Source organism: Arthrobacter sp. DNA4, assembly GCF_024362385.1.
In the GTDB taxonomy this organism is placed as follows: Bacteria; Actinomycetota; Actinomycetes; order Actinomycetales; family Micrococcaceae; genus Arthrobacter.
Map to the genome: position 1 here is coordinate 652,184 of NZ_CP101466.1, position 22,125 is coordinate 674,308.

General features: G+C 68.2%; 20 protein-coding genes and 1 pseudogene. 7 read left to right on the top strand and 14 right to left on the bottom strand.

Annotated elements, in window-relative coordinates:
- Positions 1–95: 95 nt before the first annotated feature.
- Genes NMQ03_RS03185 through NMQ03_RS03195 form a run of 3 tightly spaced genes read right to left on the bottom strand, consistent with a single transcriptional unit; the run spans position 96 to position 3,219 of the window.
- Positions 96–1,106, bottom strand: coding sequence for a TAXI family TRAP transporter solute-binding subunit (locus NMQ03_RS03185; RefSeq protein ID WP_255174348.1), 1,011 nt, complete (start codon positions 1,104–1,106; stop codon positions 96–98).
- Between the two features lie 5 nt (positions 1,107–1,111).
- The gene (locus NMQ03_RS03190; RefSeq protein WP_255174349.1) at positions 1,112–2,551 is read right to left on the bottom strand and encodes a HAMP domain-containing sensor histidine kinase; all 1,440 of its coding nucleotides are present in this window, start codon (positions 2,549–2,551) and stop codon (positions 1,112–1,114) included.
- Positions 2,548–3,219, bottom strand: coding sequence for a response regulator transcription factor (locus NMQ03_RS03195; RefSeq protein WP_255174350.1), 672 nt, complete (start codon positions 3,217–3,219; stop codon positions 2,548–2,550). Before NMQ03_RS03195 ends, NMQ03_RS03190 begins: the two co-directional genes overlap by 4 nt.
- Before the next feature lie 237 nt (positions 3,220–3,456).
- Between NMQ03_RS03195 and NMQ03_RS03200 the strand changes: the two genes are divergently transcribed.
- Positions 3,457–4,851, top strand: coding sequence for an MFS transporter (locus NMQ03_RS03200; protein WP_255174351.1), 1,395 nt, complete (start codon positions 3,457–3,459; stop codon positions 4,849–4,851).
- Between the two features lie 193 nt (positions 4,852–5,044).
- Here the strand turns inward: NMQ03_RS03200 and NMQ03_RS03205 are convergent, their stop codons facing one another.
- A complete protein-coding gene (locus tag NMQ03_RS03205) occupies positions 5,045–5,263 on the bottom strand; it encodes a hypothetical protein (protein ID WP_255174352.1) in 219 nt (72 codons plus the stop codon).
- Positions 5,264–5,361: 98 nt separating this feature from the next.
- Here NMQ03_RS03205 and NMQ03_RS03210 point away from each other — a divergent pair, with 98 nt between their 5' ends.
- Together NMQ03_RS03210 and NMQ03_RS03215 are read left to right on the top strand one after the other, a co-directional pair.
- Complete coding sequence (locus tag NMQ03_RS03210; protein WP_255174353.1) at positions 5,362–5,985, top strand: TetR/AcrR family transcriptional regulator; 624 nt, start codon at positions 5,362–5,364, stop codon at positions 5,983–5,985.
- An 84-nt stretch (positions 5,986–6,069) separates the two neighbouring features.
- Positions 6,070–7,818 (top strand): pyruvate dehydrogenase, encoded by a 1,749-nt coding sequence (locus NMQ03_RS03215; RefSeq protein WP_255174354.1) that lies wholly within the window; start codon positions 6,070–6,072, stop codon positions 7,816–7,818.
- 105 nt (positions 7,819–7,923) lie between these two features.
- Here the strand turns inward: NMQ03_RS03215 and NMQ03_RS03220 are convergent, their stop codons facing one another.
- The 8 genes and pseudogenes from NMQ03_RS03220 to NMQ03_RS03255 all read right to left on the bottom strand — a co-directional run bounded on the left by NMQ03_RS03220 (position 7,924) and on the right by NMQ03_RS03255 (position 15,302).
- Positions 7,924–8,781, bottom strand: coding sequence for a hydroxymethylpyrimidine/phosphomethylpyrimidine kinase (locus tag NMQ03_RS03220; protein WP_255174355.1), 858 nt, complete (start codon positions 8,779–8,781; stop codon positions 7,924–7,926).
- A gap of 46 nt (positions 8,782–8,827) precedes the next feature.
- On the bottom strand, positions 8,828–9,766 hold the full coding sequence (locus NMQ03_RS03225) for a hypothetical protein (RefSeq protein ID WP_255174356.1): 939 nt from the start codon (positions 9,764–9,766) through the stop codon (positions 8,828–8,830).
- Between the two features lie 156 nt (positions 9,767–9,922).
- Positions 9,923–10,672 (bottom strand): dienelactone hydrolase family protein, encoded by a 750-nt coding sequence (locus tag NMQ03_RS03230; RefSeq protein ID WP_255174357.1) that lies wholly within the window; start codon positions 10,670–10,672, stop codon positions 9,923–9,925.
- 35 nt (positions 10,673–10,707) lie between these two features.
- The gene (gene tgt, locus NMQ03_RS03235; protein ID WP_255174358.1) at positions 10,708–11,994 is read right to left on the bottom strand and encodes a tRNA guanosine(34) transglycosylase Tgt; all 1,287 of its coding nucleotides are present in this window, start codon (positions 11,992–11,994) and stop codon (positions 10,708–10,710) included.
- A gap of 39 nt (positions 11,995–12,033) precedes the next feature.
- Positions 12,034–12,762: an SRPBCC domain-containing protein gene (locus NMQ03_RS03240; RefSeq protein WP_255174359.1), complete on the bottom strand. Its 729-nt coding sequence runs from the start codon at positions 12,760–12,762 to the stop codon at positions 12,034–12,036.
- A 117-nt stretch (positions 12,763–12,879) separates the two neighbouring features.
- Positions 12,880–13,906: pseudogene (locus NMQ03_RS03245) on the bottom strand (DUF6707 family protein).
- Positions 13,907–13,994: 88 nt separating this feature from the next.
- Entirely contained in the window at positions 13,995–14,534 is a 540-nt protein-coding gene (locus NMQ03_RS03250) for an NUDIX hydrolase family protein (protein ID WP_255174360.1), read from the bottom strand.
- A gap of 9 nt (positions 14,535–14,543) precedes the next feature.
- Entirely contained in the window at positions 14,544–15,302 is a 759-nt protein-coding gene (locus NMQ03_RS03255) for a VOC family protein (RefSeq protein ID WP_255174361.1), read from the bottom strand.
- Between the two features lie 105 nt (positions 15,303–15,407).
- On the opposite strand from NMQ03_RS03255, the gene NMQ03_RS03260 reads away from it, so the two are divergent.
- Positions 15,408–16,010: a YdeI family protein gene (locus NMQ03_RS03260; RefSeq protein ID WP_255174362.1), complete on the top strand. Its 603-nt coding sequence runs from the start codon at positions 15,408–15,410 to the stop codon at positions 16,008–16,010.
- Between the two features lie 132 nt (positions 16,011–16,142).
- The gene (locus tag NMQ03_RS03265) at positions 16,143–17,804 is read left to right on the top strand and encodes a glycoside hydrolase family 32 protein (protein ID WP_255174363.1); all 1,662 of its coding nucleotides are present in this window, start codon (positions 16,143–16,145) and stop codon (positions 17,802–17,804) included.
- Here NMQ03_RS03265 and NMQ03_RS03270 read toward each other — a convergent pair.
- Complete coding sequence (locus NMQ03_RS03270; protein WP_255174364.1) at positions 17,801–19,093, bottom strand: glycoside hydrolase family 76 protein; 1,293 nt, start codon at positions 19,091–19,093, stop codon at positions 17,801–17,803. The genes NMQ03_RS03265 and NMQ03_RS03270 overlap by 4 nt on opposite strands.
- Positions 19,094–19,234: 141 nt before the next feature.
- Here NMQ03_RS03270 and NMQ03_RS03275 point away from each other — a divergent pair, with 141 nt between their 5' ends.
- On the top strand, positions 19,235–20,029 hold the full coding sequence (locus NMQ03_RS03275) for a 3-hydroxyacyl-CoA dehydrogenase (protein WP_255174365.1): 795 nt from the start codon (positions 19,235–19,237) through the stop codon (positions 20,027–20,029).
- Positions 20,026–21,231: an acyl-CoA dehydrogenase family protein gene (locus NMQ03_RS03280; protein WP_255174366.1), complete on the top strand. Its 1,206-nt coding sequence runs from the start codon at positions 20,026–20,028 to the stop codon at positions 21,229–21,231. The genes NMQ03_RS03275 and NMQ03_RS03280 overlap by 4 nt, the downstream gene beginning before the upstream one ends.
- Here the strand turns inward: NMQ03_RS03280 and NMQ03_RS03285 are convergent.
- Positions 21,228–22,082: a DUF1684 domain-containing protein gene (locus tag NMQ03_RS03285; protein WP_255174367.1), complete on the bottom strand. Its 855-nt coding sequence runs from the start codon at positions 22,080–22,082 to the stop codon at positions 21,228–21,230. The two genes, NMQ03_RS03280 and NMQ03_RS03285, sit on opposite strands and share 4 nt — an antisense overlap.
- Positions 22,083–22,125: the final 43 nt, after the last annotated feature.

The window sequence follows — 22,125 nt, forward strand, 5'->3', positions numbered from 1 at the left end:
CACTTTCCTGACGAAAGTGATGGGGCGTTTGGCTTTGTGCCGCCAAAGGTGATGGGGCGTTTGGGTTCAAGCGGCAAATGGTGATGTGGCGTTGGTCAGCCGTGCAGCGTTCGATACGCTGCCGCGGCGGCGGGGTGCAGCGGGATCCCGGCGGTGTTGATGAGGCTCTCCGCGCTGAGGAACTGCACTCCGAGGGTGGACTGGGGGATGAGTTCGCCGGCATTGTGGACCAGCAGCTGGACTGTGCGCTCCACGGTGGCGCTGTCCAGGTCCCTGCGGCAGAGCAGCAGGTTGGGAGCACCCACCGTCCACACCGCCGGTATGCCGGGGTAGCTGCCTTCCGGTATCAGGACCCGGTCGTACATCCCGCCGTACCTCCGCCGCAGTTCCGGCAGCAGCGCGGACAAATCCAGCAGTCCGAGCGCCACGTCCTGCTGCGCGGTGGCGATGGCCGCAGTGGGCACGCCACCGGACCAGAACAGGGCATCCACGGTCCCCGCCTTGAGTGCCGCGATGCCGTCATTCAGGCCAAGATGTTCGACGGCGGCAGTTCCGGCGGAGGGTGCCGAGACATCCGCGGAGGTGCCCAGGCCCGCTGCTTCGAGCAGCCGGGGAGTGGTAAGCGAGGTGCCCGACCCCGGCTGGCCCACGGCAACCCGCCGCCCCGCCAGCCCGGAAATGTCCCGGATCCCGCTGTCCTTCCGTACCACGCAGTGGACGTAGTTTTCGTAGACCTTCCCGATGGCGGCAATCTCAGCTCCGTCCCCGCCCGCCTGGCCGTCGGCATCGGCCAGGGCCACGGCAAAGTCCGCCCGGCCCGCCCGCAGTTCCGCGATGTTGTCCAGGCTTCCGCCGGTGGCCACGGCCCGGGCATGGCCGGCTACGCCGTGCCGTTCAAGCGCCGCGGCCAGCAGCGTCGAGAACTCGAGGTAGAAGCCGCCCGGTTCGCCGCCGGCCACCACCAGGTTCTCCGGCCGGTCGCCTCCGGTGCACGCACTGAGGGCAGGCGGCAGGCAGGCTGCGAGTCCGACGGCGAAGGCCCACTTAAGCACGGACCGTCGCGGCGGCAGGGAGACAGGGCGCCCCGGGGCAAGTGGTTCACGCATTGGCATCACCACTCCTGGTGCCCCGGAAGCACCTGATCAGAAGCTGGAGCGGGAAACTCGAGCCGGGCCGCGAGCCCATGCGGGGCCGCTTCGCCCAGCACCAGGCGCCCACCGTTGGCCGCGGCAAGCTGGCCCACGATCGTCATGCCCAGCCCGGTTCCCGGAACCGACGAATGCTGCGGGGACCGCCAGAATCTGGTGGCAGCCGCGGCCCGCTCCGGGGCAGGAAGCCCTGGACCGTCGTCGGAAATCTCCACCACCATTGTGCGGCCCTCCAGCTGGGCCGCGGCCGTCACGGTGGCACCGGGGGCGTACTTGATGGCGTTGTTGAGGAGCTCGGCCGCCATCTGGGCCAGCTCCGCCGGGTGGCAGGCAACCAGTGCCGGCGGCTGCGGCGCCGGAGCAAGGACCAGCCTGCAGCCTGCCTGTTCTGCCAGCGGTGCTGCCCGCTCGATTTCACCCTGGAGGACCGGGAAAGGGTCCACCGGATCCGGCGCAGGGAGGCTTTGCAGGCTGCCGGCAGCCCGGAGGTACCCCTCGGATGCGCGGTGCTCTGCGGCGGCGAGTTTCAGGACCCCGTCCAGGATCTCCTCAACCCGCTCCAACTCCGCCATGGCCCGTTCGGCGGCGTCGTGTTCACGGGCCGTCTTCAGTTCCAGCTGCAGCAGGTCCAGCCGGAGCCGAAGCGCCCCCACCGGGTTGCGCAGCTGGTGCGACGTGTCCGCAATCAGCTGCCGCTGCGCTGCCATGCTGGCGCTCACGGTCCGGGCCATCACGGTGAAGGACCGGCTCAGTTCCCGCAGCTCGGGCGGCCCGTCCTCCGGAAGGCGTCCCGCACGGCCGGTACTTTCCAGTTCGTGCACCGCCGAGTTCAGCCGTTGGACGGGCCGGAGGACCCATCCGGTGACCCGGGCCGCGCCCAGCAGGAGCACGGCGGCAAGGGCAAGCGCCGCCACCCCCACCGCGAGCCACCGCTCCCGGAGCTTCTGCTGTGCGGTGCCGGCGTCCACGTCCAGCACCACGGCGCCCAGGACCTGGCTGGCGCTGCCGAAGGGCCGGAAGATCACCCGGGAGCCGGAACCGAAAGGTTCCAGTGGTTCCAGGGCGGTGTTGCTGACGTTTAACCGTGCCAGGGACAGCGCTTCCTGCACGTCGGACCGTCCGGCATCAAGATTTCCGGACTGAAGGGTGGCCTGCTGGACACGCACCACGATCCCTTCCCCGTACAGCCCGGAGTACGTGTCCATCTCCCGCTGCAGCCGTGCCGTGTCCCCGTCGGCGGAGGCATCGAACGCAACCTGGGCGAGCCGGTTCAGGGACGCCGCCCGGTTGATCTGCAGCTCCTGGGTCAGCTCGCGGGAAGCTGAGGTGAGGATGGTGCCCGAGATCAGGAAGACCACCACCAGGCAGAGCACGCTGAGAACGCCCAGCACCCGCAGCCTCATCCGGAAGCCGCCTCCACCCGGTACCCCACGCCACGGACGTTGATGATGAAGCCGGGTTTCTGCAGTTTTGCCCGCAGCCCGGTGAGGTGGACGTCCAGGGACCGGGAGGAAGCCAGGAAGGCGTCGCCCCACAGCGCGTCAAGGATTTGTTCCCGGGTGACCACCGAGCCGGCATGGCGTGCCAGCAGCGCGAGGAGTTCGAACTCCGTGGCGGTCAGGGCGAGCGGCGAACCGGCTTTGGAAGCAGTGCGGCGGTTCAGGTCGATCGCCAGGTCATCCAGCACGATGACGTGCTCCTGCGGGGTGCCGCCGCCGCGGCCGGCCCGCCGCGTCACCGCTTCGATCCGGGCCAGCAGCTCCACCAGCTTGACGGGTTTGACCAGGTAGTCGTCCGCGCCGGAACGCAGCCCGAGCACCACGCTGCGTTCGTCGTCCCGGGCGGTCAGGATCAGGATGGGGACATCGGTGACCTGGCGCAGTTTGCGAAGCACCTCCAGCCCGTCCATGTCCGGCAGGCCAAGGTCCAGGAGGATCACCTGGAAGTTCCGGTGGGACAGCAGCGCATCAGCGCCCCGCGCCAGCCGCTGCGGGTGGTGTCCGGCGCTTTCGACGGCGGCGGTGAGGGCACCGGCCATGGCGTCGTCGTCCTCGACGATCAGCACGTCCATTGCCATCTTCCTTGCGTTGTGCGGTCTCCCGGATCATCCCCCGCCTTTGGAGACTACCGCGTGCTGAAGGGTTTTGCCCGACGGCGGCGGGAGCCAGGCGGGGCCGGCGGCGCGGGCAAAACCTAAGGAAGTGTTAGGAAATGCCCCGCCACGTTGGCTGTGCGGTGGATCACCCATACCGTGGATGAGGCCCTCCGGCGTTGGAGGACGCACGTCACCACAAGGAGGAACTCACCGATGAGCACCCAACAAACCGCGCCCCTGACGGAGGCCGCCCAGACCCGGCGGGCCGTGGGCAACATCCTGAAGGGTTCCGCCGGCAACCTGGTGGAGTGGTACGACCTCTACGTCTACACCGTTTTCGCCGCCTACTTCCAGTCGCACTTCTTCAATTCCAAGGACGACCTGCAGGCGGGCCTTGAGGCCATGGCCGTCTTCTCGACGTCGTTCCTCATGCGTCCCATCGGTGCCTGGTTCTTCGGCCGCTACGCCGACCGCAAGGGGCGCAAGGCCGCGTTGACGCTGAGCGTGACCCTGATGTCCGCAGGCTCCTTCGCAATCGCCATCCTGCCCACACAGCAGCAAATTGGGCTGTGGGCCATGATCCTGCTGGTGCTGGTCCGCGTCATCCAGGGCTTCTCCGTTGGTGGCGAGTACGGCACCAGCGCAACCTACATGTCCGAGGCCGCAACCTCCAAGCGCCGCGGCTTCTTCTCCAGCTTCCAGTACGTCACCCTGATCGGCGGCCAGATGCTCGCCCTGTTGGTCCTGGTGATCCTGCAGAACGTCATGCCCAAGGGCGACCTGGGTGAGTGGGGCTGGCGCATCCCGTTCGCCATCGGCGGCGTAGCTGCCCTGGTGGTGCTGTGGCTCCGCCGCTCCATGGAGGAGACCGTTTCCGCCGAGCAGATCGAGGCCGCGAAGACTCCCGCGGTTGCCGGACAGGCCCAGCCGGGCACCATGAAGCTGCTGTTCACGAGCTACTGGAAGCCGCTGCTGGTCTGCATCGGCATCACCCTTGGCGGCACCGTGGCGTTCTACACCTACACCAACTTCATCCTGAAGTTCATGAACGATACCTCCGGCATCGCCAAGACCGACACCTCCGTGATCAACTTCTGGGCCCTGTTCATCTTCATGCTGCTCCAGCCCGTCTACGGCATCATCTCGGACAAGGTTGGCCGCAAGCCGCTGCTGCTCTGGTTCGGCATCACCGGCGTCCTCTTCACCTGGCCGCTGCTCTCCACCCTGGCCGGCACCAAGGACCCATTCACCGCGTTCCTGCTCATGATGGGTGGCCTGGTGATTGTCGGCGGCTACACCTCGATCAATGCCCTGGTGAAGGCCGAACTGTTCCCCGCCTCCATCCGCGCGCTCGGCGTGGGCCTGGGCTATGCAATCGCCAACTCGCTGTTCGGCGGCACCGTGCCCCTGATCGGCGCGGCCTTCCAGAAGGCGGAGCGGGAGGACCTGTTCTTCACCTACGTGACCATCGCCATCGCCATCTCGCTGGTGGTCTACATCTTCGCCCTGAAGAACAAGAAGGCCACGCACCTGGACGACGAACAGGGCCACGCCTGGGAGCAGGCGCCGCAGGGTGGCGGCAAGGACAAGGACGCGCTCGGCGTCTAGCGCCGGGGGACACCAAAGTACCTGATCCGTAAGGAGGCGTACGACGGCGGCTGCCGGGCCGCCGTCGTACGCCTCCTTTTTGCGCTGCGGGGGGAGTCCTAGCGGCGGATGCTCCGCCTGGCGGCCAGGGCGCCGTGAAGGGCGAACAGGCGCGGGAGCACGAGATAGACCGCGGTGGGAACCACCACCATAGTCATCCCATGGCGCGGAAGATGGGGTGCCACGTTTCCATGAGGGGAGCGGCCGCCATCATGCCGATGGCCACAAGCGGAAAAATTGCCAGCCAAGTGATGGCCGCGCGGACATGGATGGACGGCGGGCCGGCGACCGCTACAGGCGCTGCAGCCTGGACGCCGGTGGACGGCGCGGGCTCGGCAGTGGAGGGGGAAGCGGGTGATGAAAGCGTGGCCATGAAAATCTCCAACTAGTTGGTTGCTTTTGCTTGCATCGACAATAAGTGTGCCCGGACGCAATTGCAACTACCTGGTTGGAATTGCGTAGACTTGTGTCATGGCATGGAACACGGAGCGGACCAAGGAGTTGCTGCTGGCGGCTGCAACGGAGGAGTTCAGCGTCAAGGGCCTGGCCGGCGCGCGGGTGGACCGGATCGCAACGGCCGCCGGCGTGAACAAGGAACGCATCTACCAGTACTTCGGCAAGAAGGATGAGCTGTTCGACGCCGTCCTGGCTGCCGAAATGGTCCGGGTAATGACCGAGGTGCCCATCACCGGCAGCGGACCGAAGGCGTTCGGTGACTACGCCGGTCGCCTCTTCGACCGGCACACCACTGATGGGGTCCTGCCCAGGCTCCTGTTTTGGGAAGGCCTGGAGCGGGGCGGGGAAACTGTCAGCCGCGCCACCCGGTCCGACCACTGCGCCGTCAAGGTGGGCCAGGTGCTGGACGTCCTGCCCGGGATCGACCGGACTGACGCCGCGGACCTGCTGATCACCGTCATCACCCTTTGCGACGGCTGGCCCGTCCTGCCCCAGATCGACACGCTCCTGGCGGGCAGCAGTGCGGACCGGACCACCCGTCGTCGGGCGTTCATTGTGCGGACCGCAACCCTGCTCGCTGAAGCCCTCGCCGCCGAGGTGCGGGCGGCACCCGAAGCTGCCCTGGACCACGCGGGCTAGCAGGCCTGCCAGGGAAGCCGGCCGGGTGGGCGGACTATATTGGGCCATGTCAGCACACCACCACCATCGCGGGAGTCTGCACCCATGGCCAAGGAACTTGCCACCCAGCTCATCGAACAACTCCAGGCTGCCGGCGTGCAGCGGATCTACGGGATTGTGGGCGACAGCCTCAACCCGATCGTGGACGCCGTCCGCCAGACCGGCGGCTCCGCGAAGGGCGGCATTGACTGGATCCACGTCCGCCACGAGGAAGCCGCCGCCTTTGCCGCCGCAGCCGAAGCCCAGCTCACCGGCAAGCTTGCCGTGTGCGCGGGTTCCTGCGGCCCCGGAAACCTGCACCTGATCAACGGCCTGTATGACGCCAACCGCTCCGGCGCGCCGGTGCTGGCCATCGCCTCCCACATTCCCAGCAAGCAGATCGGCAGCAGCTTCTTCCAGGAGACCCACCCGGACCGTCTGTTCAACGAATGCTCGGTGTACTCGGAACTGGTCAGCACCGCAGAGCAGGCTCCCCGGGTGATGCACAGCGCCATCCAGCACGCGCTGGGGCTTGGGGGAGTGGCCGTCGTGACCCTGCCGGGCGACATCGCCGGGCTGGAGGCTGCCGGCCCCACCCCGCTGCCTGCCACCTTCCGGCCCGCCAGCCTGGTCCCGGACCCTGCCAGCGTCCAAGCCCTCGCGGACGCTATCAACGACGCCGGCAAGGTGGCCATCTTCGCCGGCGCCGGCGTGGAAGGGGCACACAGCGAGCTGATGGCGCTCGCCGACCTGGCCAAGGCGCCGGTGGGGCACTCGCTGCGCGGCAAGGACTTCGTCCAGTACGACAACCCGTTCGATATCGGTATGACCGGGTTGCTGGGCTACGGGGCCGCGGCCGAAGGCATTGAGGACGCCGACCTGCTGATCCTCCTGGGCACGGACTTCCCGTATGACCAGTTCCTGCCGGACACCCGCACCGCGCAGGTGGACCGGGTGGCCCACCGGCTGGGCCGCCGGACCGACGTCGACATTGCCGTCCACGGCGACGTGCTGCCCACCCTGCGCGCGCTCCTGCCGCTGGTGAAGGCGAAGAAGAGCCGCCGGTTCCTGGACCAGATGCTCAAAAAGCACGACCGGCTGATGAACAAGGCCGTGGGCGCGTACACCCGGAAGGTGGAGAAGAAGCAGCCCATCCACCCCGAGTACGCGGCATCGCTGCTGGACCAGGTGGCCGCAGAGGACGCCATCTTCACCGCGGACACGGGCATGTGTAATGTCTGGACCGCGCGGTACATCAACCCGCTGGGCACCCGCCGGCTGATCGGGTCCTTCCTGCACGGCTCCATGGCCAACGCCCTGCCGCACGCCATCGGCGCCCAGTTGGCGTACCCCGGGCGGCAGGTCATCTCGGTGTCCGGCGACGGCGGGCTGTCCATGCTGCTGGGCGAGCTCATCACCGCCGCCGCCTACCAATTGCCGGTGAACGTGGTGGTGTTCAACAACTCCACCCTGGGCATGGTCAAGCTTGAGATGCTGGTGGACGGACTGCCCGATTTCGGCGTGGATGTCCCCGACGCCAACTATGCGGCCGTGGCACAGGCCCTGGGCTTCCACGCGGTGCGGGTCACGGATCCGGCGCAGATCGAGGCAGCGTACCGGGAAGCGTTCGCGCACCCCGGCCCGTCACTGGTGGAGCTCATCACCGACCCCAAGGCGCTGTCCATTCCGCCGAAGATCTCCGGCTCCCAGGTGATCGGATTCGCCACGGCCATGTCCAAGGTGGTCCTGAACCGCGGGGCGGGCGAGGCCGTGAGCATGGCACGCAGCAACCTGCGCAACATCCCGCGGCGCTGACCGGGTCCAGACCCGCCATCAGATCCTGCCCTTAAACCCGGAACGCGTCTGCAAAAAGTGCAGACGCGTTCCGGATCTTCATGCGAAAAGTGATGGGTCGTTTGGTCAGCGGGCGCCGCCCTGCCACAGGGCATCGAACGGGGCGCCGGAGGCAACGCGGTTGCGGATGCCGGCGGTGACAAAGTCCTTGGCGGTCCGGGCGGCCTCCAGCGGGCTGGCGCCCTTGGCCAGTTCTGCCGTCACGGCCGCGGCGAGCGAGCAGCCGGCGCCGGACACGGCCACCTCGCCTACCTTCGGGGCGCTGAGGACTTCGAGGGTCTCGCCGTCAAAGAACACGTCGACGGCGTCCGGGCCTTCCAGCCGCACCCCGCCCTTGGCCAGGACTGCTGCGCCGCTGAGTTCATGGATGCGCACCGCAGCGGCCTTCAGCGACTCCACGTCCGTGATCTCCAGGCCGGACAACGACTCCGCCTCGAAGTGGTTGGGGGTGACGAAGGTGGCGAGCGGCAGGATCTGCGACTTCAGGGCCTGGTCCGTGTCCAGCGCGTGGCCCGGCTCCTGGCCCTTGCAGATCAGCACCGGGTCCAGCACCACATTGGTGAAGCTGTTCTCCTGCAGGGCACCGGCCACCGTGTTGATCGTCGCCGGGCTGCCCAGCATACCGATCTTCACCGTGTCCAAAGCCGAAGGGGCGCCCGACGCCGGACCGTAGGCCGCCGTCGTGGCCTCCAGCTGGTCTGCGATCACCTGCTGGTCCACCGGCACGAAGCGGTGGTTCCAGCTGTCGTTCGGGTCGAAGGACACGATGCAGGTGAGGTTTGCGATGCCGAAGACGCCCAGTTCCTGGAAGGTCTTCAGGTCAGCCTGCGCGCCGGCACCGCCGGTGGCTTCTGACCCGGCGATGGTGAGGACGACGGCGGGACTTGCGGCGGGCAGCGTTGCGTCAGGGGTAGCGGAAGTCATGCACCCATCCTGCCACCCGGCGTCGGACGCCTGCCAAACCGGTGCCTCAAGTCCCCACACGCCGGAGGATACGGGCTTTGAACTCATGCTCCCGGAAAAGATCGGCCCAGGTCACTCGGACAAAGGTCCAACCATTTTCGGTGAGGGCCTTCTCGCGCTGCCGTTCCTGAAACAGCACCTCAGGCGTAGGCCTGTAGTCGAAGTACTTCGTTTTCCCGTCGAATTCGAGGGCCACCTTCTTTTCCTTCCAGGCGAAATCCAGCCGATACCGGCCAGCACGGGTAGCCACCGCGACCTGGGGCTCCGGCAGGGGAAGTTTCAGCCGTATCAGGAGTTCACGTGTGAGAGTCTCACCGGCCGACTCCGAGCGCGGATCTGCGTAGGCGAGCGCCAGGCGAAGAGTCCGGATCCCGCGGCGCCCCTGCAGGCCGTCAGCCATCGTTTCCATGAGGAACTTGTCAGCACCGAGCCGCAGGGCGTGGTCCATCAGCACCAGCGCCTGCCGGTAGCCCAGCATCATGGCGCAATCCACTGCCGTGCGCTCGAGCGAGGTCACCCGGAGGCCGCCGAGCGTCACCACCTCCAGCGCAGTCCACGCTCGGGTATGGCCGCGGACATCCTTGCCGAGCCGTTCGCTGGAAGGGTTTCCCGGCAGCAGGATGTGGATGAGGTCATCAACATCCCATAGATACAACCCGTGCAGCCGGGCCGCCGAGGTGTGGCTGTTAACGTAGCCGCCGGCCGAAGCGGTCAGCGTCCCGTGCGCATGGGCGCGAATCAGCTGCCTGCTGCGGACGGGGCGTGTCTGCTTCTCCCACAGCTCGGCGCGGATGTAGCAGCCGTGGCGGAGGCGGACCAGCTGCCCGTGGAGGATCAAGGCCTTGATAGCCCGGGAATTGAGGCCCTTCTCCTGCAGTTGCCCCGTTCGCCACAGGTTGCCGGTGCCCGGAAGCGCGGGGAGCGGGACTGGCCGTTGCGGTGTCATCCCGACAGCATCCGGCCGGTGCGTCAGCTCCGGAAGGCGCCGCCGTCGTCATGTGGAAAACGTCCCGAGTCCGGGGACCGCCGGAACCCGCCCGGATCGCCGCAACTTTCCGGCGATCCGGCAGGTTTCCGGCGAGTTCGACGGCGGCCGGCCGGGTCAGGCCTTCAGCGTCCCGTCCAGCAGGGCCCGCAGCTCCCGGAAGTGCCGCTCCGTGGCTTCCGGGTGGAACGCCGAGGTGTCCGCCATGGTGTAGCCGTGCGGCGCCCCTTCGTAAATCTCGTTGGATGCCTCAAGTCCTGCGTCCTTGAGCGCTTCGCCGAGGCGGGCGACGGCCTCGGGGGCCATGCTCCGGTCGTGGTCTGCGTGGCCGAAGACGAACCGCGCCCGCGCGTTGCCAAGCCCCAGGTGCGGGCTGTCCTGTTCCTCCGTCGCCAGTCCGCCACCGTGGAAGCCGCCACACGCTGCCACCAGGCCCGGGTGTGAGGTGGCGGTGCGGACCGCGAGCCGGGCACCCATGCAGTAGCCGGTGGTGCCGATGGGGCCCGGCGCCACGCCGTCGAGAGCTGCCAGCGCGGAAACCCAGGCATCAATGTCCGGCAGGGCCTTGTCCGGGGTCAGCCGCCCAACCCGGGGGAAAGCAGCCTTGCCGGCGGCTTCCCGGCCCTCCTCGGTGGACATGTCACCACCCGGGGCCAATTCGGCGGCCGTTCCTTCACGGTAGAAAACGTTGGGTGCCAGCACCACGTAACCCCAGTCGGCGATGCGCTGGGCCATCTCCTGGATGCGCGGGCGCAGGCCGAACGCGTCCATGTACAGGATGACGCCGGGAAACGGGCCGGTCCCGGTGGACGGGCGGGCGACAATGGCTTCGGCAGGGCCTGCTGCGGCCTGGATCTCGATGAGCATTTGGTCAGGATAGCGGAGCCACCCGGGAGCCACGCTCAGGAGTAGTACCGGCCCAGGGTTTCGGCCTTGAAATCGAAGAAGGTGCCGGACTCGATGGCCAGCCGGGCGTCGTCCACCATCTTCACCACGAACCGCTCGTTGTGGATGGAGATGAGGGTGGCGGACAGCATTTCCTTGGCCTTGAACAGGTGGTGGATGTAGGCCCGCGAATAGTTGGCGCAGGCGTAGCAGTCGCAGCCCTCCTGCAGCGGCCCAAAATCACGCTTGTACTTGGCGCCGGAAAGATTGAACCGGCCCTCCGGTGTGTAGAACGCGGAGTTGCGGGCCACCCTGGTGGGGGAGACGCAGTCAAAGGTATCCGCCCCGTTTTCGATGGCCGTGAAGACGTCATCCGGCTCGGAAATACCCAGCAGGTGCCGCGGCTTGTCCTCCGGCAGTTCCTCGTTGCACCAGCGCACGATGGTCCCCAGGTTTTCCTTCTCCAGCGCCCCGCCGATGCCGAACCCGTCGAACGGCATGGCGCCAAGGTCGCGGCAGGCCTTCCGGCGCAGGTCTTCATACTGGGCGCCCTGGATCACGCCGAAAAGCGCCTGGTAGGGCTTGGCGGCCCGTTCCTCCGTCAGGCGGAAGTGTTCCTCGATGCACCGCTCCGCCCACAGCCGGGTGCGTTCCAGTGATTCCTCCTGGTACCGCCGGGAGTTCTGCAGGGTGGTCAGCTCGTCGAACGCGAACATGATGTCCGCGCCGATCTGGTGCTGGACCTGCATGGAGATCTCGGGGGAGAAGCGGTGCCGGTCGCCGTTCAGGTGGGACTTGAACCAGACGCCGTCGTCGTCAATATGGGCGAGGCGTTCCTTGCCCGGGGCCACGGCGTCATCCGGTCCGGAGGCGTCCACGGATTTCATATCGATGACCTTCTTGAACCCCGAGCCGAGGCTCATCACCTGGAATCCGCCGGAGTCGGTGAAGGTGGGGCCGGACCAGTTCATGAAGGCACCCAGGCCGCCGGCCGCGTCCAGGATGTCCGGGCCCGGCTGCAGGTACAGGTGGTAGGCGTTGGCCAGCAGCGCCTGGGCGCCCAGGTCCGCCATGGACTCCGGCAGCACGGCCTTCACGGTGGCTTTGGTCCCGACGGCGATGAAGGCCGGCGTCTGGATGTCACCGTGCGGGGTGGTGATGGTGCCGGTGCGGCCCAGGAATTCCCCGTCGTTTTCTGCTGCCTGAGCCGCCGACGGCGGGCAGGAGTCCGCCAGGCGGGTGCCGACCGTGAAGGAGAACTGTGATCGGGTTTCAGGCAGGGCGAAGGCGGGGTTGGCTGGCACCGTACCAGTGTGCCAGCAAACCGCCCGGCCCCAGTAAACTCAGCTGGCTGGTTCCGAGGCCGGGTAGTTCTCGGACCGCCAGGAATCCCAGGATTGCCGGATGGCGTCGAAGGCGCCGGCGCCAAGGTCGTACGTGGAAGCGATGACCAGCGAGCCGTCCCCCTCCGCGCGGACGTCCTTGATGGCTGGATGGTCCGCCACCACCAGCAGTCCTTCGCCGTGTTCGGCGTAGCTGTGCACCGTGAGCCCCAACTGGTGGCTGGTCCGGTACCAGACCTTGCCGCTGATGTCCTCGCCGGTGCCGAGCGTCAATTGGTATGGCTCGCCCGGCGCCGGAAGGTCGGAGAGCCCCAGCTTCTCAATGGCGGAGGCTTTGCCCTCGGTCAGGTGCAGGAACAGGGTGTGCCGTTTGCCGTGCGGGTGGCGTTCCAGGGCGAAGCGGAGCTGCTGCAGGAAGGTCAGCCAGCCCTGCGTGATGTCCTCGTCCCAGGCAGCCCATTCGGAGTCATGGTCCACGGCGGCGCGGGTGACGCTGACCCGGGTTCCACCGGCTTCCGGGTGGAGCTCGAACGTGTCCCCGCCGTGCACGGTGAGGCTGGTGTGGTCCGGTGCTTCCTGCACGTCGCCGGAGAAGTAGATCTCCTTGATCTCGGACTCGAGGTCCTCGGCCTGCCAGCCATGCCACTGGGCCACCTTGGACGGTTCACGCAGCATGGTCCAGACCTGCGGCGCGTCGGCGTTGATCACTACGCTGAGATTGTTGGTCATAGCCCCGAATGTACGCCCCGGACATAGCCTCGGGTAGGGGCAATTTCCCATTGCCGGAAGACGCCGGGAAGGCGCCGGGAAGACGCCCGGGAGACGTCCGCAGGACGCCCCCGCGGGTCAGGAGCGGACAGCCTCCAGCTCGTTGCTGATGCGCCGTTCCAGTTCGGACGTCCCGATGGTTTCCGAGCCGCCGTGCGCCCGCAGGAACAGCAGGGATTCCAGCCGCAGCAGCCGCCATTCGCGCTCGGCGTCGTGGTTGGAGTTGTCGATGGAGCGGAAGATTTCCTTGTCGTACAGGTTGGGCTCGTTGAGCGAGCGCTGCCGCACCTTGGCTGCCATGCGCGCCTTAAACGGGTCCGTTTCCTGGTTTTCCGGGGTGCGGATCAGCTTTTCGTAGACTTCCGCGCGCTCATTTTGGCCGTCCTGGCGGCAGATGTAGCTGGCCAGTGCCAGCGCCGCCTCCACCGAGGTCCACCGGCCCGGGTTTCCGTCATAGGGCAGCACGGTGATCAGGTCCGCCACCGACAGTGCGCCATCCGCGTCCTTGAGCGTGATGAACAGTTCGTGCGCCAGGTCGCTGAGGTCCTTCAGGCAGCTTCCGGACTTGAAGTTGACGCCCTTGGAGAGCCTGTCGGCCAGGAGCAGGACGCCCTCCGCATCCGGGTGCGCCTCCGCGGCGGCCTCCACCACCGATTCGGGAGTGCGGCGCCGGGATGAGTGCCAGTTCCTCCTCGCTGGGCCCGGTCGCTGCAGGCGGCGCCGGCGGGAGGGGAGGGACGACGACGGCGGGCGCCACATTGAGGGGACCCGTCCCGGCGCCGGGCTGCTCCTGCGCGCCGTGCCGGGGCGTCAGGGTTTCCGCCGGTGGTGCGGCCTCCGGAAGGTCCGCCGGCAGCGGAAGCTGGGTGACGTCGTCGTGCGCTCCGTCCACCACCGTGACCATGGTGCCGATGGCCACCCGCAGTGTTCCGCCGCCGGAAAGGCTGGCCAGTACCAGTGCGGGGGAGCCAAAGTCGTCGTGCTCAAGCTCCACCTGGTCGATTTCGGCAGTGCGCTTACCGTCGGGGAGGAGGATGTGGCTGCCGGTGGTCAGAGATCCAGCCTGCTGTTCACGGTGGTGCCTGGCGGCTGGTGATTCGGTCATGGGAGTCCTTAAGTTCTCTTGCGGTCCGCCCTACAGTCTACAAAGGCGGGCACTCAAAACCGGGGACCCCCACGTCCCGGCGGGGTGGTCAGAAGCCCACGCCTGCAAACGCCAGGGCCTGCCGGATCAGGCCGCCGCGGCCGCCGGCAAACTCCATCTGGACGCCCGGGCTGAGGACTTCCTCCGGCGTCATCCAGGTCAGTTCCAGGGCGTCCTGGCGGGGCTCGCACTCGCCCGTAACCGGGATGACGTACGCCAGGGACACGGCGTGTTGCCGCTCGTCGGTGAATCCTGTCTGGGACGGTGCCGGGAAGTATTCGGCCACCGTGAACGGCACGGGGCTCAGCGGCAGCTGCGGGAACGCCAGGGGGCCCAGGTCCTTTTCCATGTGCCGCAGGAGGGCGGCGCGGATGGTTTCGCGGTAGATGACGCGCCCGGACACCAGGGAACGCACCATGGTTCCGTCCGCGTCCGCCTGCAGCAGCGTGCCCACTTCGTTGACGTAGCCAAGCGGGTCCAGGCGGACCGGTACTGCCTCGACGTACACCATGGGCAGCCGCCCCCGCGCCTCAAAGAGGTCTTCTTCAGAGAGCCAGCCGGGATTCGGGTCAGGTGTGCGCACGTTCATGCTTAAGTTCTACCCCATGGGGCGCCGCTGGGAGATCCACACCGTGGCGGGCGCGTTGGGGTTGCCTGCATCCGGATTGGCTACGTGGAGGGTGCTTCCAAAAGCCTCCTCGGTCAGGCTGGCGGTGAGGCCCGCGGCGGTGAGGCGCTCCTGCAACGGTTCCAGCCCGCCGTCGTACTCGAACCCCAAACCTGACCTGGACGGTCCGGCGGCCGGTCGCACCAGCAGGACGCCACCGTTTTTGGCAGTGAAGTCCGCCGTTTCGTCATTGTCCGGGACAGGGCGGGGGCGGGCACCGGCATGCAGCAGCGTGCGGACGGCCCCCTCCGGGTCCGCGGTGTACCAGACCGCCACGACGGCCAGGGCGGCATCGGCGTCGGCGCACTGGGCGAAGTGGGCGGCCTTGTCTGCCAGAAAGCTGAACCCGTCAGGGGCGCTGATCCTGCAGGCTTCGCCGTGATCGGCGGTGACCAGCTCCACCGGCGGCGGTCCTTCCTCCCGTGCCCCCTCTTCCTGCGCTTTCTCCTCCTCTGCGGACAGGTTGGTGCGGCGCGCGAATTCGGCCACGTCACCCACCTCGACCGCAAGCACCGTCCGGCCGTCCTGGCCTGACCCCGCCTCCGCGGAGTGGAGCGCCACGCGGCCCGACGCCGAATCAAAGACCTGCCACCCGCCGTCGTCCTCTGTCTGCACCATCCCCAGGGCGGTGAGGAGCTGCTTCCAGGACTCGGTGCGGGAGGTGAAATGGACGGGGCGGACTCGGAGCATGGCGTTGTCCTCAGGTGGCGGATGGATCTGTAGGGCCATGATGCCACGCGAAACTGCTCTGCACACGGGGCTTGTGGCACGGGATTCCACGGGCAGAATTAGGCCATGGCCAATGAGCTTGAGGAACTGCTGCTCCCCGATGCCGCTGCCTGGCGCGCCTGGCTTGAGGCGAACCACAGCACCAGCCCGGGCGTGTGGCTGGTCCTTTCCAAGAAAGGCGGGACAGCTACCGGACTGGACTATCCAGGCGCTTTGGACGAGGCCCTGTGTTTTGGCTGGATCGACGGCCAGGGCCGGCGCCGGGATGACCACAGCTCCCTGCAGCGGATGACGCCCCGGCGGCCCAGGAGCGTCTGGTCGGCGCGGAACGTGGGGCACATCGCGCGGCTGGAAGAGGCGGGCAAGATGACCGACGCCGGCAGGGCGGCGGTGGAGGCCGCCAAGGCCGACGGCCGCTGGGACGCGGCCTACGGCGGCCAGGCCGACGTCGAAGTTCCCGCAGACCTGGCAGCCGCCATCGCCGCCAACCCCGCCGCGCAGGCGATGTTCGACGTCCTGACGAAAACCAATCTGTTCTCCCTGGTGTACCGGACGAATTCGGCCAAGCAGGCGGCCACCCGGGAGCGCAGGATCGCGGGCTTCGTGGACATGCTGGCACGCGGCGAGACGCCGTATCCGCAGAAGAAGCGCCCCGCCGGGCAGGGTTAGCACCGGCTGTGTGACGCCCGGGATTCTGCTCCCGCCGGGCTGGCCGGTAAAATTGACGGTTCACTTGCGCTGGTGCCGTTCCCCGAACCCGGGGGACGGCACTTGTGCGTTCAGCGAGGGATAGACACCGCCATGCCCCCCAAAATTCCGGAAACCGTCCTTGCCGCCGTTCGGCGCCGCCCCGTCCTTTGGGCCCTGGCGGCCGTCGCGGTGCTGGTGCTGGCAGGACTGCTGGTTCCCGCCGGACTCGGCGGGACCGGTGACGGGCAGTCCGGCGACGGGCATGCCGGACCTGGGCCGTCCGAAACCGGGCAGGCGGGCGATCCGCCGGCAGCTGCCCCCGCGGACGATGCAGGCTACCGGCCCGCGTACCACCTCACACCTGACCAGCACTGGATGAACGATCCGCAGCGGCCCTTCTTCCTCGATGGCCTGTGGCATTACTACTACCTCTACAACGCCGACCACCCGGCGGGGAACGGCACCGAGTGGTTCCACGCCACCAGCACGGACCTGGTGCACTGGAAGAACGAGGGGGTGGCCATTCCCAAGTTCCGCAACGGCCTGGGCGACATCGAGACCGGGTCCGCCGTGGTGGACACCGAGGGGACAGCCGGGTTCGGCAAGGGAGCCGTGATCGCCGTCCTCACCCAGCAGCACGACGGCGTCCAGCGCCAGTCCCTGTTCTACTCCACTGACAAGGGCTACAGCTTCCAAAGCTATGGGCAGAACCCGGTGATGGAAAACCCCGGCGCCGAGCACTGGCGGGACCCGCGGATCGTCCGCGACGAGGCCTCCAACCAATGGCTCATGCTGCTCGCGGAGGGCCACAAAATCGGCTTCTACACCTCCCGGGACCTCAAACAGTGGACCTACGTGTCCGGCTTCCAGCAGGAGGGGCTGGGAATCCTCGAGTGCCCGGACTTCTTCCAGATGGACGTGGACGGCGACCCGGCCAAACGGACGTGGGTTTTGGCTGCGGGCGCGAACGGTTCGGCGGAGGCCCGCACCACCGGCGTGGCCTACTGGACCGGCAGCTTCGACGGAAAAGCCTTCACCCCGGACGGTGGACACCAGTGGCTCGACGGCGGGCCGGACTTCTACGCGGCCGTCACCTGGGATGACCCCCGGCTGGATGACGCGCAGCGGAAAGAATCCCGGCATGCCATCGGCTGGATGAACAACTGGGCCTACGCCCGGCAGCTTCCCACAGAGGGCTGGTACGGGTCGGCATCGGTGGTGCGCGACATCCGCCTGGCGTCCAACGGCGGGGCCTTGGTGTCCGCGCCCACCGCCGCGCTCCAGTCGCTGGAAGGGGACCCGGTCCAGCTGCCCGGCGGCAGCATCGGGGGCGGGACGGCACTGCCGGTTCCGGACAGCGGCGCCTTCAAGGCCGACGTCGAGGTGGCCAAGCCCGCGGACGGGACCGGGGAGGCGCGGCTGCTGCTGCAAAGCGGAGGCGCAACCTATGCCACGGTGGGCTACGACTTCGCGGCCGTCCGGGTGTTCGTGGACCGCCACGGTGACGCGGCGGCCGATGCCAGCGCCCTCGCCGGAGACGCGGAGGCCCGCGCCGAATACCGGCAGGCGCGTTCGGTGGACGCGCGGCCCACCGGGGACACGGTCCGCCTCACCGTCTACGTGGACAGGTCCTCTGTGGAGGTCTTCGTTGACGGACAGGTCCTGACGTCCCTGGTGTTTCCGCCGGCGGGTCCCAGGGAAGTGCGGCTGGCGGCCGACGGTGCCGTGTCGCTCCGGCACGGCACCGTCACGCCGCTGGCCGGCATCCGCTAGGCGCGGGCGGCGGCCGTGACGGCCGCCGCGGCCTCCAGCGTCATCCACGCCTGGAGCTGGGTGGAAAGTTCGACGGCGGCGCCCGGCGGATACGTAGCAGCCGCCGGTTGGGCGGCGTGCAGTGAAAAGATGCTCTTGCCTTCCCGCCCGGGCCCCGCTTCACCTGGCCCCACGGGGCGCCGGCCGGACCAGAAAGCGTCAGCCGTTTCCGTCACCAGCCGCGCGGCCGTGGCGCGGGTGGCGTCGGGAAGCCGGCGGTCTGCTGCGGCGAGCGCCAGGTAACGGCAGAGGATCCCGGTGAAGAGGCCGCCGTCGCCCGTTCCCTCACAGCGCAGCACGGAACTACCGGAGCCGGTGCCGGGGCCCGGAGTGTCCGTCGGGACGGTGAGCAGCCGCTGTACCGCGTCCACCAGGACCGCGGCCCGCGCCAGGTTCGCCTCGCCCCCGAGCTCGAGGAGCGCGCCCAGCACCGGGCCCTGGTTGTACGTGTACACGGCCCGCTCCAGCACCACCTCTCCGGCGGGATTCAGGCGTGCACCGTCAAGGTAGAGGGCCTGGGCCGGGTCGAAGAGGGTGGCGTCCAGCCAGTCCAGCAGCGCCTGGGCCTTGGCCTGCTGGCCGGTGCGGGCATAGAACAGGGCCACCGGTGCCGTGGCGGGGGTGTTCTTGAAGTCCCGTTTCTTGCTCCAGAACGTCCCGCCGCCCAGGTCATCGGTGCACGCGGCGTCGAACTGCAGCGCCAGCGACGCGCGGACCACCGCGTTGCGGCGGCGGCCTGGACGCCGGGTCTCCTCAGCCAGGCTGTCCAGCCGGAGGGTTGCCAGGGCAAGCCACGCCATGTCGTCGTAGTAGCTGTTCACGAAGGTCAAGGCGTTGCGGAGCCTGATCCCGGTGACCAGCCGCGAGGCCAGGTGCCCCGCGCTGGGCCGGCCCGGGCCGTTGAACCGGGCCGCGGGGGTGGCTCCACCGCCAAGTTCCCGCCGCCCGGTGTCCACCAGGCAGTCAACGTAATGCGCCTGCCACCAGTAATGCCAGGGGAGGACCAGTCCCGCGGCGGGCCGTACCCGGCGGAGCGCGGCAAGCCACCGCGGCGCGGCCCGGCTGCCCGGCTCCTGCTCCGGCACCGACGGGCTGTCCGGCCGTGCCGGATGCCTGCCCTGCCACAGCACGGCGCCCAGGTGGGTTCCGGGCAGGAACAGCAGTTTCCGGCCGAACAGGGCGGTCACAGAACGGGCCGCGTGGTTCGCCCTGTCCTGCCAGGCGGTTGGGGAGGTGCTGCTGGACGTCATGCCGTCCACCCTATCCGGGGCGCCGGAGCCGGGAGGGCAGGGAACCCGGGGTGCGTGCGGCGGCGGCGGATTTCAGTTAACATGCATTAACTGTTGCTCGAGGCCGCGCCGCGGCGTGGGGACACGCATCAAGGAGGATGTATGGACATCAAAGGCAGCGTCGCACTGGTGACAGGCGGGGCGTCCGGGCTGGGAGCAGCCACCGCGCAGAGATTGTTCGACGCCGACGCATCCGTCGTGCTCGTTGACCTGCCGTCCTCAGGCGGCCAGGCAATGGCGGACGAACTCAACGGCCGCGCCGCAGCCGGCCAGTCCGCCGTCTTTGCCCCCGCGGACGTGACCAGCGAGACCGACGTGAGGGCCGCCGTCGGGACCGCCGCAGGGCTGGGGCCGCTGCGGATCGTGGTGAACTGCGCGGGGATCGCCACCCCCGGCAAGGTCCTGGGACGCGACGGCGTGCTGCCGCTGGAAACGTTCAGCAAGGTCATCCAGGTCAACCTGATCGGGACTTTCAACGTCCTGCGCCTGGCGGCCGAAGCCATGGTGGCCACCGAGCCCGCCGCCACCCCGCTGGGTGGCCCGGAACGCGGTGTCATCATCAACACCGCGTCCGTGGCGGCCTTCGACGGGCAGATCGGCCAGCCCGCGTATTCCGCCTCCAAGGGCGCCGTGGCCGCCATGACGCTGCCGATTGCCCGGGAACTGGCGCGCTCGCTGGTCCGCGTGGTCACCATTGCCCCGGGCATTTTCGAGACACCCATGATGGCCGGCCTGCCGCAGGACGCGCAGGACTCGCTGGGGGCGCAGGTTCCGCACCCGTCCCGGCTGGGCAAGCCCGCGGAATACGCCAACCTGGTGGCGCACATCGTGGACAACGCCATGTTGAACGGTGAAACCATCCGCCTGGACGGTGCCATCAGGATGGGACCGAAATGAGCGCGCCGAACGTGTCGCAGCTGCCGGCGGCGGACTTCTTCGCCGTCGAAGCAACACTGGACCAGGCTGAACGGACCAAGCTCGCCGAACTGCGGGACTTCCTGGCAGCCGAGGTGGCACCCTACGCCGGGGACTGGTGGAACAAGGCCGAGTTCCCCGCGCACATCCTGCCCAAGCTGGCGGCCCTGGAACTGAGCACGCCCGTCCACCGCGGCTACAGCCACCTGTTCGCGGGGCTGGTCATTGCGGAGATAACCCGGGTGGACACCTCCCTGGCCACGTTCTTCCTGGTCCACCACGACCTCTTCGTGGAGTCCCTGCACACCTTCGGCACCGAGGACCAGAAGCAGCGGCTGCTGGCCGACGCCTCGGAGCTGCGCACCACCGGCGCGTTCGCGCTCACCGAACCGCTGCACGGCTCGGACGTGGCGGGCGGCCTGGAGACCCGGGCCCGGCGGATCTCGTCCAGTACGGGAGAAGCGGACGACGCCGGCGACACCTGGGTGCTGAACGGGGCCAAGCGCTGGATCGGCAACGGGACGTTCTGCGACTACATGCTGGTGTGGGCGCGGGACGAGGCAGACGGCTCGGTGCGGGGCTTCATCGTGGACGCCACCCTGCCGGGGGTCAGCCGGAGCAGGATCGAGAACAAGATCGCCCTGCGCACCGTCCAGAACGCTGACATCCAGTTCCGCGACGTCAGGATTGCCGAGGCGGACCGGTTCGGCGGGATCAGCAGCTTCGAGGACACCAAGGAACTGCTCCGCAGCTCACGGATCATGGTGGCCTGGCAGGCGGTGGGCCAGCAGTTGGCAGCCTTCGACGTTGCCCGGCAGTACGCCGTGGAACGGCAGCAGTTCGGCCGGCCGCTGGCCCATTTCCAGCTGATCCAGCAGCAGCTGGTGACCATGCTGGGCAACACCGTGGCCAGCATGTCCATGATGGCCGGGATCGCCAGGCTGCAGGAGGAGGGCGCCGCCGGCATGCCGCAGGTGGCGCTCGCCAAGTCCTACCTCAGCGCCCGCATGCGTGAGACGGTGGCGCTGGGCCGGTCCATCCTGGGCGGAAACGGGATTGTCACCGATTACCGGATGGCCAAGATCTTTGCGGACGCCGAGGCCATCTACACCTATGAGGGCTCGTTCGAGGTCAACACCCTTATCGTGGGCCGGTCCATCACCGGGATCTCAGCCATTTCCTAAGCGGGGTAGGGCTCTTTCTCGCCGTCCTCCACCCGGATGTCGAGGCTGTTGTTCTTCACCGGCATGGGGCAGGTGCCGTAGGGGGTGAAAGCGCTGGGGTAGTTGATGGCCCGGTTGAAGTCCAGCACCACGGAGCCGTCCGGCCGGGGCCTGGGGAGGGAGAGCTTCCGCCACTCATCGGTGGTGTCGCCGTTGGTCTCGTCATGGAACGTGACGGTCAGGGCGCCGAGTTTCTCTTCCTCCGCCTGGAGCCGGAACTCGTGGCTGCTGCCGGGGAGGCGGAACACCACCTCGCCAACGCTGCGGTGCACGCCGTCAACCAACGGGTTCGCGGTCCCGATCGGCACATTCACCGGTGCCGGGTACGGTTCAAACCGGCCCGTCACCTCCCAGTCCGGGTTGTACGGAAAGGTGGGCACGCCGTCGAACTTCGTAAAGACCGGCGATGCCGCGTCCCGGGTCCGGACCGCATACCTGCCGCCGCGCATGGCCAGTTCCACCACCACCTGGTCCCCGTCGGGGCCGCCGAACTGCACCCACATCAGCGACTCCTCGTCCGCCAGGACGGCGGACACGGTGCCGTCCACCTTTTCCCCTGTCTCCACCAGCGTGAGCCCGTCGGACGGAACCGCGGTGAGGAACGCCGTCGTACCTTTTCTTGAACCGGCGCCGTCCGTGGACCACAGGCCCGGGGCAAGGTCGACGGCGGCCGGTGCGTCTTCCAGCCACTGGAAGGAGGTGAGGGTGAGCCAGCCGTGCGGCGTTGCCAGGGCCTTGTTGCGGTTGGCGCGGAAGCGCTGCCAGCGCTCCTCCCTGGCGGCTGGAGCGGTGGCTGCTGGGGTGGTGGTCATGGTTCCTTCCGTTTCGTCTGCCCCCGCTACAACCGCCGGACGG